This is a genomic window from Terrimonas ginsenosidimutans (assembly GCF_022012415.1).
In the GTDB taxonomy this organism is placed as follows: Bacteria; Bacteroidota; Bacteroidia; order Chitinophagales; family Chitinophagaceae; genus Terrimonas_A; species Terrimonas_A ginsenosidimutans.
In genome coordinates this window covers 192,673-206,087 of the sequence record NZ_JAKLTR010000002.1, presented here as the reverse complement: position 1 = coordinate 206,087, position 13,415 = coordinate 192,673, and the positions used below count along the sequence as shown (strand labels likewise).

Sequence of the window (13,415 nt, the reverse complement as noted above, 5' to 3'; positions counted from 1 at the left end):
CGGCCAAAGGACGACCAAGAGACGAACTAACGACGACTAACAACCATTTCAAAAACACGCGAAGTTTGACCCTGAATGATTATCATCAGCAACACATCAGCTGGCTTCGCGTGCCAGAATGTCGTATCTACGGAGCAAGTATCGCTTCAAGGCGTGCTCAGGTTTTTTGTGCCCGATCAGGCAGCTATCGCTTAAAAACCTGTAAGTGGACAAGTGATAATAACCCATTTGCAGCATACCGCCAAGCCTGATTACATCAGGCGAGGGACCGAAGCAAAAGCAAAAACTTTAAACTTTTAAACCATTAAACATTTAAACATTTAAACAACCATCCCACAACTTTTAAGCTTGATCCAAAAAAACATTACCAGTGTTCAATGACAAAAACCTTGCATGCATTCCCGGGATCTCACGCTATTTTCTACTCCATGCACGCTCAAACTCCTCTGCCGTGATAAAATCTTTAGGCCCGGCACAAAGATCATCCAAATGCTGATCATAAAGAGTTGACTCACCGTCAACTGGATTTTCCAGGGTCAGATACACTGTTCGCCGTGACGTCGCTTCGATCTGGCGGACGGCATTTCCATCCCGGAAATGCACAAAGAACAGGGTCTGTCCCTCCGCCCAATACTTCTTCAAATACTGTTCTTTCATCGCGCCATAAACGCTGACTGACCCTTTACTGTTGCACCACCAAAAAGATTGATCGCTTACAGGCATCCGCTATCGCCTGTAATATTATATCCGGAAAAACTCTTTGGCACCACGATTGCCTTTAACTGCCTATGGTACACCAACTTGCAACAAAAGACAATCAGCATTACGACTGGCTCGATGTTTCCGACCCCGATGAAAAAGACCTAAAAGACATTGCAGCGCGTTATAACCTGCAGGAACAATCCGTTCAGGATGCCACTGAAGCCGACCATCTCCCCAAGCACGAAAGATTGAAAGGATATACATTTTCTATTCTTCGCATCTATTCACCCGACAACGATATGGAATCTGATACTGTACAGGAGCTGACGAATAAAGTATCCATATTCGTAAGTAAAGACTTTATTATTTCCGTACACAGAAAAGAATGGTCGGCATTGGGATCGATCAGCAAACACCAGGTCCAACCCGGCGATTGCGAAACACCTCTGCATGTCTATATCGAGATCATCAGGGCAGCGCTATTGACTTTCGATCAACCTGCCAGCAAACTCAACAAGGCGCTTGACTATTATGAAGAACATATTTTCCTGAAAGACAAACGCAAACCTATTCTTAAAGGATTGTATTTTCTGAAAAGAAAAGTTGATGTCATCCGCAGGATCCTGCTTCTTTCTTTTGATATTATTGATCAGGTGGATCCGGAAGAGAACTCCACTGCCTATACAAGAGACGTGCGTGATCTGTATGTAAAACAACAAAGCATTTTCGATTCGCTTTCCGAGAACATAAATCATTTGCTCAACTTCTATTTCAACGCAGCAGCGCAAAAAACAAATGAAACGATCCGCATTCTGACCATCTTCTCCGTTTTCTTTCTTCCGTTGACATTCATCGTTGGTATCTATGGAATGAACTTCAAAGCGATGCCCGAACTTAACTGGCGATACGGTTATCCCGGAGTTTACGTGCTAATGGCCGTTGTAACAATTTCTATTTATGTGTGGTTCAAAAGAAAGAAATGGCTTTGATCAGTCCAGGAAAGTACCAACACCAGTACTCAGCATCTTTCGAGACCGTGGCAACACCCATCCGGTCACTTACAGTCCTGCGTTTATAAAACCGCTTGCTGGATAATAAGGTTCTCGTAGAAAGCGATGCCGGATCAGTCACCATAACTCACGAACTTCAAAAGCAAATGAATTGCTGAATGCTTTCTCAGCATAGCACCACCATATTTTACCCGCAAGCTGGCAAGACGATAAGGGAGTGAAATAAACGGCATTTATTGAGGCTCATACTCTTTTTTCAGTTTATCGATCAGCCCCTGTACCGGGGCTCCGATCTTATTCCGGTAACTGATGACCACATCATATCCGCCGGTCTCCGTTTTCTGTTCCGGTGTAAGCAGGTAAGTAAATTCCGGAGAGCACCTACCCGACTCATCAAGCCTGTCACGTACATATTGGACATATGACGAAACAGGTATGCGCCTGACCTTTTCAATATCGGTCTCCCTGGAAAATATCGCCACCTTTTTCCCGGTAAAATCAAATGGCTGAGGAAGACGGTCGGGATAATACCGGTAGACCTCGTTAAAGAAGACCGCGTTTGCAGAACTTAAAAGAGGGCTATCATCTTTACCTGCATCATCCGGGATCTGTGGATAGTTGTTGGAGTAATATGACAGAAGTCCGTTCCGCTTCAATCTTCTCATTTTCCCTTTATGTTTGCTGTTTCCCAGAACGAAGATCGCATCGAGTCCTGCCGTCTGCTTTTTCTCTTCTTCGGTCAATATAAAAAGTTTGTGGAATGATTCACTGATCCCGGGAATGAAAATATATTTCTGATGGAGCGGGAGCGTAAATTTCCCGATCCCATAAAAGCCGCCGGTGAGCAGTTCGGCAAAGGCTACATTTTTGCCTTTGAAATCGAAATCCCCGCGATCGGGAATATGCGTGTTCAACCATTCGGCTTCGGCGTTGGTCAGTCTCGGGTTATAATCCGGTCTTATAGAATCCGGTGATTGGGAAAGGGCTGGATCAGCATGAAAACCGGCCAGTATAAACAGGAAGAATAATCGGGTAACCCTCTTCATAAATGATCAGTTTAATGATTAAGACTATACAAAGAAACGTTTGAACCGGATCAGTTGTTACACCTTTAAGAAGGCATATTCCGCGGAAAAGAATCCCGGCAAGACAGCAGCGGGAACACGGAAACATCTTTTAAGCGGCAGGTTGCGGCTTTACGCATGAAGCTGTCGACGATCCTTGACAGGAGAATACCTGCGTCAACTACAATTTCCCCAATGATGCGGACCTACCTTTGCGGTCCCGGAATAAATCCCCTTGTTAGCAAAGCAAATACCTGATAGCGAAGCGCCTCCCTGACAAGCATTGATCACAAAGGCCGGATGGAAAACAATTTATGTACAAGCTTATCAAAGACCTCCGTGATCTCGACACGCTCCGTATTGGCGACCTTCTAATCCAGTATCCGCTCTCCGGATGCCCGGCAGAAACGATCGATCTGTCTGTACCCGAAAACTTTGCGCTTTACCAGATCGCATCAGCGGGATCTGTTAAACTACGTTTGCTACTGCGCCAGGACATTGCAGACACGCCGGCCGCAGCACCTAACCCTTCGGAAGATCTACGTTCAGCAGCTGTCTCGATCGTTGTGGAAAAACTGACCTATGCACTCGTGAAGGAAAAAAACTGGTGGCGCCAGTAGGGCGAGATTGCTCCGTAACGTATTAACGATCTGGCCGATCTCCCCGAACTCTCCGGGACGGTTCCTCATTGCTTCCCAGAAACCTTCGCTGATGATCCCCGGAAGATTGTATTTTCATAATCTAACACGCAACATCAACCCATTAACCTGCCAGGAACAATGAGAAAAACAAGTTTCGTTCTGATCGCCATCCTGCTCACGCTAGTGCTCACTGCACAGGAGCAGAAAGACAGTGTCTACCATGCCAAAATAGCATCACCCGGTGTGCGGTTCATCCCAGTTTACGGTGGCAAATACAACGTATTCACGCAAAAGACCGGCAATGGACATAACAGCTTATTGCTGCTCAGTGGCGGTCCCGGCGAAACGCATGAGTATTTTGAAAACTTTCCCGAACACCTCAGGAATGCGAACCTTACTGTATACCTCTATGAACAATTAGGGAACTACTTTTCAGATCAGCCGGATGATTCATCCATCTGGCATGTTGACCGGTTTGTTGAAGAAGTAGAAGAGGTAAGGAAAGGTTTGGGCATTGACCATTTCTTCCTGCTTGGCCATTCCTGGGGCGGCATGCTGGGGACTGCTTATGCTGCGAAATATGGACAACATCTAAGGGGATTGATCTTATCAAATATCCCCGGATTCCCGGCGAATGACACCAACTATTTCTTTTCCTTGATGGACAGTATGGAAAACGTAGTAAGGGAGAAAACAATCAACTTTCCGCGTTTTGCTTCACACCGCGCACAAGTAGATTCGATCAGTAAAGGGCTTCCGATCGCCGATACAGCTTTATTGATCAGCTTAAAAAAAGACTATCGCAAGGTAAATGACAGCCTGTACGGAAGAACGATGTATTACCGCAAGCCGGGAAAGATCCCTGATCCCCTTGCAAGAAGCACCAGACATTATTCGCCGCCCGGCGGAGGAAAATATAATTTCAACATATTTGAAGTTGACTATGCGTCTATGATGAAGAATATACGTGTGCCCGTGTTCCTGCTGGGATCCCGGCATGATTTCCTTCACAACGAGCGATATCACGAACTTAAACAGCAATTCGCAAACACTTCAGTAAAAGTTTATCTCTGCCCTGATGGCGCTCATTTTCCCATGTGGGATGATACAGCTAACTATTTCAGGGAACTCTCACAGTTTATCAGCGAGGTCAGCAAAAGAAAAAAATGATGAAGATTGTTCTGTGATGCGTCAACGGACTATCGCCGAATACGTTCCCATCGGCTTACGCCGTACTTTAAAATTCAATGTCGTTTAGTCACGAGATCTTACTACACTAGCTCGATGTCCGATGACTGATGGCCGATCGCCGCATTTGGATGGAAGTTATTGCTCCTAATTGGTATAGGGTATTAACTAGCAGGTATATGTATTTTCGGCCATCGGCCATCGGCCATCGGTCAACGGTCAACGGTCAACGGCCATCGGCCATCGGCCATCGAATTAACTTTCGGAAAAATCCTTAACTAAACAACATTGCTTTAAAATTGATCGTCACAAAAAATATAATTCATTGTATTTTGCGCGAAATTGAAACCACACATCATGGCAGCAAGAAAACCAGCAGAACTAAGCAATGAAGAATTAATAAAAAACGAGAAAACGCTGAAAGCATCAACCTATATGTTGCTTGGAGCATCTGTAGCCTTACTGGTGATCGGGATCTTTCTTACCTTCAAACAGGGGTTTAGCTTCCTGGTGATCATTCCGACAACATTTACACCGATCATCATCATGAATGCAAATTCATTAAAGGAGATCAAGAAAGAGAAAGAAGTGAGAGGGTTACAATAATAACTGCGGGATGGTTAACTGATCTTATACCTGGTACCAGGTTTTTAAGATCTGCCTTAAATACTCTCTTAGCGCCTCACCGCTAACACCAACACGGTGAGACGATAAGAAAGTCCATTGTAAATAAATACTGTCTATTCGGGTTCAGCAATAAAGGAGAATGCCAATGCAGCAGTCTGCAACTTTGCAACAGATGCCGGAAGAGTTACACGCACAGCGCCGTCCTCCAGTTTCCATTTCACGGTCTCTCCGGTTTGCAGCAATTTCATCTTTGTTCCTTTTTTTGGAACATTGCCTTTCCAGGAAATCCCTTTCACTACATTCTCCCCTTCCTGTAAACACACGATCGCATATTTCGTTGTGCCTGTTTTATCCTGGGTGAACCAGGTATTGCCGTCATGATAATTCTTCGTGATCCTTGTGTTGTAAAGCGCGGCACCATTCTGATCCATCCAGCTCCCGATCTGCAGCAGTCTTTCATTGGCTTCATCGGGGAAAGTACCGTCTGCTTTGGGACCAACACCGAGTAATAAGCTGCCGCCTTTGGCAACAACTTCAACGAGTGTATGGATCACCTTCGCTGCTGATTTGAATTGATCTCCGGGTACATACCCCCAGGCTCCGCCTAATGTCATACAGCTTTCCCAGGGATAGCTGAGCTGCGCTTCGGGAACACGTTGCTCCGGTGTCTGGTAGTTTTCATATGGACCGTGAACGGTTCTGTCAACCATCAGCAAGCCGGGTTGTGCCTGCCTCGCCATTTTAGCGATCTTCGGCATATCGATATCCTGGCTCCATTCAGGAATGGGAGCTCCCCATGACAACACTTCTTCATTCACCGTTTCCCGCGGGCGTACCCAGCCTCCATCCAGCCAGAGAATATCTACTTTGCCATAGTTATGCATCAGCTCACTGAGCTGGTTGAACGTAAACTGCTTGTATTTATCCCAACGCCACGGATACTTACGGATATCGTAATTATTGTTCCTGTCTGCTGTTGCATACTTGGGCCACCAGTAGTTCTCCGAATGCCAGTCAGGCTTGGAGAAATATGCGCCGATCATAAAGTCCTGTTTACGGAATGATTCAAACACATGTTTCAGTACATCAGCTTTGGGATTGTCTTTGAAAGGTCCGTTCGAGATCTTGAAGTCGCTTTCTTTTGTATCAAACATATTAAAGCCGTCATGATGCTTGGTAGTGAACACCAGGTATTTCATTCCTGCTTTCTTTGCCACGCCGGCCCATTTTTCGGGGTCGAAATTTACAGGATTGAATTGGCTGGCATGCCCCCAGTACCATTTCTTATAATCCTCATACGCGATCGTGCTATCACGCTCGATCCAGCTCTCATTGCAGATACTCCAGGACTCAATGATTCCCGGAACAGCATATAATCCCCAATGCAGGATGATCCCAAACTTCTGATCACGCCATTTCTCCAGCTTCTCCCTTACTTCAGGTTCCGCGGGATATTCGTATTTAACAGAAGATGGATGAACGTTCTGCTGTGCATGAACTCCACTTGTCTGCAGCAAAGCAAAGGACGCTGCGGTTAAGATTTTCCTGATAGTCATTATTCTATTTTAAAAACTAAGTCTGAAAGGCTTGAGAAGTTTGAAAGGTTTGAAAGGTTAAAAACGTATCAAACGTGTCAAACCTTTCAAACCTTTCAAACTTTTAAACCTTACACTATTAAACTTTAAAACGCTCTCCCTCTATGGCTGCAACCAGATCTTCTTCGAAGGAAGATCATTGGAGCCGGTTTCAGCTCTCCAGTTCTCAAAGTTGTAGCTGAATTCATTATCCGGATAAACAAACCTGTTGTATGTACCAAAATTAGCAGCGTAGTACTGCGTATTGGTAGTTGACATTGGTGTTTTGCCGCCGGTCCTCCTCATCAGCGTCCAGGCATCCCATGGCTGTTTGAAAGTGCTCACCCAGTATTGTGCATAGATCTGGTTCAATGCGGTAGCGGGTGTTGCGCTATAAGCTACAGCGGGACTGGTGATCAGGGTGTTCAACACTCCCGCAGATACAGTAGCAGCAGCTGGCTTATTCACCACCCAATCAGGTGTAGAGAAGGCAACTTTTGTCCACATGTTTACGGATGCTTTGATACCTGCTTCATATTCCTGCTTTGCTGTAGCTGCGTTTGCCGCTACACCGATACCACGGTTATACACTTCTGCTTTCAGCAGGTATACCTGTGAAGCTGTCAGCATCAGCTCAGGAATATTGGTCATATCTTTTTCAAAATAGAAATTGAAGTTGGAGCTGTTATTACCGGTGCCTTTATCAGCCCAGGCTGCGGTGCGTTTCTCCAGGTTGTAAGGAGCACCTCCTTCAGAAGGCGTACCTGATGTTGGATTCTGCGGGTAAGCAGCCCACTGATCGGCTACGTTCGTTTCGAAATAGATCTTTGCACGCGGGTCAAAGATGCCGCTGCCATCGGTGTTGTTGTTGGCAGACATCAGGTTCCACATTGTGGTACCCATACGCAGGTAACAGTTTGCAGAGAAAGACCATTGTCTCCAGTCAAATTTCAGGTTGGGGATCTGAGTTGGCCACAGACCGATATCTTCACCGTCCACCAGTAATGGCTTGGAGAGGGCTTCGGTAATATGAGGTGCAGCGAATGCAGGGTTCTTATCGTGCATTGTTACAGCGGCCTGCAAACGAAGACTGTTGGCGAATTTCACCCAAAGAGGAATGTTATTCTTCAACAATGTCTCGTATGCACCAAGAGAAACCTGGTTAGCATTGGTCGATAAATTATCTACCGCCCACTTCAGATCAGTGAGCACGGCTTTGTAGATATCTTCCTGTTTGTCATAAGTCGCCTTATATCTTGTCACATCAGACAGGGGAGCAAATCCTGCATTAACATAAGGCATGCTGCCATAGTAGTTAGTGGTCTTCAGCGTTTGGTAGGCCATGATGGTTTTAGCCATCGCCATGATATTGTTATAGGTATCCTTGCTGGCGTCCTTGTTAATGCGATCTTCCATCACGCGGAAGTTACCCATTGTGAGGTAGTAATTCTCCCACACAGCGTTCTTGGCGTTATCATAAGGATAAGCGCCAGATACAACGATCCCCTGCTGTGTGATCGGATAGATCCAGGAGTTCAATACAGATTGCTCTCCGGCGGTAAGCGGAAGGGAGCTCACTATGGCATTGAATAGTTCCGGAGTCGTTGCGTTAGATGCCTTATCCGGCGGCGTATTCAATTCTTCAAAGCCTTTCTTGCAACCTGACCCAATGATAACCGTTGCAAAAACTGCGGCGTATATTTTATTTTTTATGCTTTTCATTGTTTGTCCATTTAAAGATTAAAATCTCACTTTAAGTGCTACACCCATATCTCTGATCATTGGAAACTGAGCCCACTGGATACCCTGTGCGTTACCGATACCGTTGATTGCTTCAGGATTCAGTTTTTCCGGCAGCGAAGAGTAGATATAGAACAGGTTACGTCCGATCACAGAAAGATCCAGGCCCTGTACAAACTTCATTTTCCTTACAAAACTTGAAGGAACGGAATAAGTGATATTCACCTCTCTCAGCTTTACCCATGAGTTTTCAAACACAGCATTGGCTCTTGGCATTTTCACATTTGACCAGCCCTGGTAAGCACCGGCATATTTGTACATGTAATGAACAACATCCGTATTTTTTGTACCATCAGCAAACACGCCATCGAGGATCACGCCATGATTGGCTTTTGTACCATCGGGATAGGTATAAGCCAAGCCGCCACCGTCTCTTTCAGTCAATGTCGATGGTGAAAGGCCCATTCCCACTGCTGCTGCATAATCCGCAGAATAGATATCACCGCCCAATTTAAAATCAGCCAAAGCATAGATGCTGAAGTTGCCGATCCGGAGACTGTTACCCAAACCACCGGTCAGTTTTGGCGTTGCGTTACCGATCGCAACAGGGTCAGTAGTGGTCACATAACGTGTACCAACCACTTTTGTAGGATCAGTTCTATCAAGGATCTTTTCGACTACACGCTGACCATTCTGATAGGTGTAATCATATCCATAGATCGTTCCATAATTTTCTCCTTCACGAACGAACATCTGCACACCATTGCTTCCCCAGAGATCCTGGAGAGGGAAACGGTCGATACCTTCCGTCAATTGCAATACTTTGTTCTTATTATGAGCAGCATTCAGCGTTACATCCCAGCGCAGTTTGGTCGTCTGGATCGGAGTACCTCTTACGATGAACTCAATACCCTTGTTAGATAATGCTCCTGTGTTGAATGTAACAGACTGCGCACCGGAAGAAAGTGCCAGTGCACCACTGAGAATCTGTGAAGTTGCCTTGGTCTGATAGTAAGTCACCTCCATGTTCAGGCGATTGTTCAGGAAGCCCAGTTCCAGGCCTACTTCGTACGACTTGTTATCCTGAGGGATCAACAGGTTTGCCGGAGGCAATATTTTCTCCGTTCTTCTTACGGGCACACCACCAAAAGAGGTTGGAGCCGTTCCGTTGATATAGTTGCTGATCACTTCTGAATTGTAGGTGTATACTGATCTGTAAGGATCGGTCCCATTTGCACTTTTAGCTGCCGATACTTTCAGTTTACCATAAGTCAGCCAGTCGATGTTCTGCATGCCCTTGATGCTTTCTGTAAACACATAGCTGAGGCTGGCAGACGGGAAGAAATAGGACGCGTTCTGGATCGGGAGTGTGGATGACCAGTCATTTCTTCCGGTAACCTGTAAGAACAGGTAATTCTTGTAAGAAAGATCCAGTACACCAAACAAGCTGTTCAGGTTATAGTCCCACCATTTCTCCGTTGCCGCAGGAAGGTTTCCTGTTGTGTTGGAGAGATAATATTTGTTCGGAATAGAGAATGGAGTGGTTTCGCCATTATTCCAGGCATTGATACCGTACTGTCTCGAGCGCAGGGCGCTGTTACCGATCATCAGGCTTGCATTAAGATCCGGGAGGATATTGTCTTTGTGCAGCGTGGTGAACAATTCGAAGTTTGCATTCCGGTCTTTGATCGATTCCATTCCGTATTGACCACGTACACCGCCTGCATCGATCGGCGTATACTTGCTCTCAACAGAAGCGTTTGAATAGTTCATGGATGCACGGCCCGAGATATTCAGCCAGGGTAACAGATCTGCCGAAAGTCTTACAGCACCAAGCAACTGATCACGGCTAAGTTGTTGATTGTGCTCATTGAGGTTCCAGAAGAGATCCTTAAATGAGTTATTGTTATAAGGATAAAAACGGAAAGGGGTAGTCTGATCAAAGATATTCTTGCTACCATCCGCGTTCTTATACATATCAAACTCCAGTGGCTTGTAATCTCTGGACATACCATGGATCATGAATTTAGCCCATGAATTCTCAGATCCGATATCCGGAGTATTCTTTCTGTTATAGTTTGTATAGCTGAAAGTAACTTCTGCTTTCAACTTCTCAGAGATATTGAGATTGGTTCCGACATTGATCGCATTCTGGTTGTAGTTACTGTTTGGCAACACAGCGGTATTATCCTGTCTTGTCAGACCAACACGTACGGTACCGAATTCACCACCACCGCTGAAAGAGAGATTATGAGTGGTTGTATTACCTGTTCTGAAGAATGCTTTCCTGTTATCAGGTTGTGCATCCCATTTCCTTTTCACACCATCCCACCAAACGATCTCTGTTCCGTCCAGCTTATGTCCCCATGAAGATGCAGGGCCATACCAGCTGAACAGGTCCCAGGTAGAGTAGCCGCCAGGGATTGAACCGGCCGCCTGGTATGCATCACCTACAGGCTGACCATCCCATGGATAGTTACCCGGGTAGCGAAGCTCACCATTCACTGTAGGGAATTGCGGCGTAGCAGACCACATCGCATTCGCACCACCGTAGCCATAGGAATTCTGCACTTCCTGGAATCGGGCAGCTTTGCTGAACAATGAAGAAAGATTATAGTCAACGCCGATACCTGGTTTCTTAACGCCTTTCTTTGTGGTGATCAACAACACACCGTTACCGCCGCGTGCACCGTAGAGCGCAGCTGCTGTAGCACCTTTGAGCACCGTGATATCCTGTACATCATCGGGGTTGATAAAGTTCAGGAAAGAACCCCAGTCTTTGGGATTTTCAAGGCTTGTTCCCGCCGTGCCGGTAGTACCGCCAACTGGATTATTCTCCACCTGGATCCCGTCCACAACGATCAGCGGTTGGTTACTTCCCAGGATGGCATTGTTACCACGGATCACGATCCGCTGAGAACTGCCCTGGATACCATTGGGAGAAGAGATATTTAAACCTGCGGATTTACCCATCAGGCCTGAACCAAGATCAGGTGCGGCAGCTTTGGTGATCTCTGTAGCAGAGACCTTCTGCGCAGAATAGCCGATCGATCTTGCTTCTCTTTTAATACCTAATCCTGTAACGACCACTTCAGACAGATCAACAGCACTTGTTTCAAGTGATACATTGATACTCGACTGATCTGAAACGGGGATTTCTTTTGATCCGAAGCCTACGGCGGTAATAACCAGCACGGGACTGGCCTGTTTAACACTCACACTGAATTTACCGGCTTCGTCGGTAATTACGGTTTGTGTTGTTCCTTTGACATTTACTGTTGCGCCGGGTACTGGTTTTCCAGAGGTGTTATTGACAACACCATTGACTACCCTGCCTGTTTGAGCCATAAGCAGTATATGGCCACAGAGCATCGCAACAAACACGAGTAACAATCGTTTTGTTTTCATTGCAGTTGTTTTGAGTTGAAGTATATAGAGTTTCAAGAGTTAAACAAGAGGCAAAGGAGGGAAAAGGATATCAGTTTACTGAACCTCTTTTTTTTCCTTTGAACTCCTGGCTTTTATAGGAGAATCGTTTGTTTTAGCAAGATGTTCCATTACCAGTGCGGCGGAGCCGATCAGTTCAGCCTGATAGCCAAGCGTGGAAATTGCCAGTGTAGTGTTTGCCGCCAGCCGGGGAATACTGTGTTCGTTCAATGCCTGTTGGATCGGAGCCTGCCATACTTTTCCGGCGAGTGCGCCCCTGCCACTCAGTACCACAACTTCCGGGTTCATCAGGTGAATAAGGATGGCGATCGCGCGGCCAATGTTATAGCCGGTGGTTGACAACAGCTCCATCACAAGGCGATCCCCTTTGGATGCCGCTTTCACTACTTCTTCCCAATCCTGTTCGGGATGGCCTGCGGGAAATCCTGCGCCCAAAGCTGAATTGCGGCCCTGCTGAATACCATTAGCCGCTTTTTCAATAATAGCCAGCAACGAAGCTTCCGTTTCAAGACAACCACTCTTACCGCAGCTGCATAATTTATTATTATCGAACAACGGGATATGGCTGAACTCACCGGCGAAGCCATTATGTCCACGGAATAATTCGCCATTCAGGATCATTCCGAGACCAATACCCCAGCCTTCATTGATCACCATTGCATTCTTGCGGTGTTTCGCCGATCCGAAATGCAGCTCTGCAAGCGCGATCAGACTCGAATCATTGTCTATATACACCGGCATTTTCAGCTTCTCCGAGAGGTACCCGGTGATTGTTTTTTCCTGTATTTCCAGGAAAGAATAGTTGACGCCTTTTTTAAAGTCGATAAACCCCGGCATGCCGATCCCGGCTCCGACGATCTTCTTCTGATCGATACCGGATTTCCTGATCACCTCTTTTATACGGTCAGCCAGTATGGAAATGGCCTTAGGGTTATTATTGAGCGGAAGCTCAAACCGTTCAACGGGAATAACATGATTGTTGTCGATATCCATCAGAGAGATCCGGCTTACGAGCTGATCCATTGCCACGGAAAGAATGTAGATCGTATCGGGTTTGATGGCATAGGTTACGGGCCTGCGGCCACCGCTGGAGGGAGCATATCCCGACTCAATCACGACACCTTCGTTGATGAGTTCGGTCAGCAGGTTCATTGTAAGAGGAACACTCTTACCGATCCGTTCGCTCAGGTCAGCACAGGAGAGCTTCCCGGAAAAGTAGAATTCCTTTAATAGAAGTCCTCTATAATGGCTCTTTTTTCCCATTTTCAGCAGTTAAGTTTGGCAAGCTTTACAATTAATTAACTCAATATTAGGAAACTTTTTAAAAAAATAACAGAAGTATGGGAAGTTTTTTTAAAATATTGTCCTGACGGGAAGTGTCCTTTCTTTGGCAAGAGCTTCTGCCTGCTCCGGCCAAACTTA

At 46.0% G+C, this 13,415-nt stretch carries 10 protein-coding genes; 4 read left to right on the top strand and 6 right to left on the bottom strand.

The window, feature by feature from the left end:
- Window positions 1–414 precede the first annotated feature (414 nt).
- The gene (locus LZZ85_RS03440; protein WP_237868542.1) at window positions 415–642 is read right to left on the bottom strand and encodes a hypothetical protein; all 228 of its coding nucleotides are present in this window, start codon (window positions 640–642) and stop codon (window positions 415–417) included.
- 146 nt (window positions 643–788) lie between these two features.
- Here LZZ85_RS03440 and LZZ85_RS03435 point away from each other — a divergent pair, with 146 nt between their 5' ends.
- Window positions 789–1,691, top strand: a complete 903-nt coding sequence (locus tag LZZ85_RS03435; RefSeq protein ID WP_237868541.1) for a magnesium transporter CorA family protein — start codon at window positions 789–791, stop codon at window positions 1,689–1,691.
- Between the two features lie 254 nt (window positions 1,692–1,945).
- Here LZZ85_RS03435 and LZZ85_RS03430 read toward each other — a convergent pair whose 3' ends face one another.
- Window positions 1,946–2,758, bottom strand: coding sequence for a DUF8192 domain-containing protein (locus tag LZZ85_RS03430; RefSeq protein ID WP_237868540.1), 813 nt, complete (start codon window positions 2,756–2,758; stop codon window positions 1,946–1,948).
- A gap of 332 nt (window positions 2,759–3,090) precedes the next feature.
- Between LZZ85_RS03430 and LZZ85_RS03425 the strand changes: the two genes are divergently transcribed.
- The 3 genes from LZZ85_RS03425 (at window position 3,091) to LZZ85_RS03415 (ending at window position 5,211) form a co-directional block, all read left to right on the top strand.
- Window positions 3,091–3,396, top strand: a complete 306-nt coding sequence (locus tag LZZ85_RS03425; RefSeq protein WP_237868539.1) for a hypothetical protein — start codon at window positions 3,091–3,093, stop codon at window positions 3,394–3,396.
- Between the two features lie 159 nt (window positions 3,397–3,555).
- Window positions 3,556–4,587, top strand: a complete 1,032-nt coding sequence (locus LZZ85_RS03420) for an alpha/beta fold hydrolase (protein WP_237868538.1) — start codon at window positions 3,556–3,558, stop codon at window positions 4,585–4,587.
- A gap of 375 nt (window positions 4,588–4,962) precedes the next feature.
- On the top strand, window positions 4,963–5,211 hold the full coding sequence (locus LZZ85_RS03415; RefSeq protein ID WP_237868537.1) for a hypothetical protein: 249 nt from the start codon (window positions 4,963–4,965) through the stop codon (window positions 5,209–5,211).
- A 134-nt stretch (window positions 5,212–5,345) separates the two neighbouring features.
- Here LZZ85_RS03415 and LZZ85_RS03410 read toward each other — a convergent pair whose 3' ends face one another.
- The 4 genes from LZZ85_RS03410 to LZZ85_RS03395 all read right to left on the bottom strand — a co-directional run bounded on the left by LZZ85_RS03410 (window position 5,346) and on the right by LZZ85_RS03395 (window position 13,256).
- Window positions 5,346–6,788 (bottom strand): alpha-L-fucosidase, encoded by a 1,443-nt coding sequence (locus LZZ85_RS03410; protein ID WP_237868536.1) that lies wholly within the window; start codon window positions 6,786–6,788, stop codon window positions 5,346–5,348.
- Window positions 6,789–6,929: 141 nt separating this feature from the next.
- On the bottom strand, window positions 6,930–8,528 hold the full coding sequence (locus LZZ85_RS03405; RefSeq protein WP_237868535.1) for a SusD/RagB family nutrient-binding outer membrane lipoprotein: 1,599 nt from the start codon (window positions 8,526–8,528) through the stop codon (window positions 6,930–6,932).
- A gap of 18 nt (window positions 8,529–8,546) precedes the next feature.
- A complete protein-coding gene (locus LZZ85_RS03400; protein ID WP_237868534.1) occupies window positions 8,547–11,954 on the bottom strand; it encodes a SusC/RagA family TonB-linked outer membrane protein in 3,408 nt (1,135 codons plus the stop codon).
- A gap of 75 nt (window positions 11,955–12,029) precedes the next feature.
- A complete protein-coding gene (locus LZZ85_RS03395; RefSeq protein WP_237868533.1) occupies window positions 12,030–13,256 on the bottom strand; it encodes an ROK family protein in 1,227 nt (408 codons plus the stop codon).
- Window positions 13,257–13,415 lie beyond the last annotated feature (159 nt).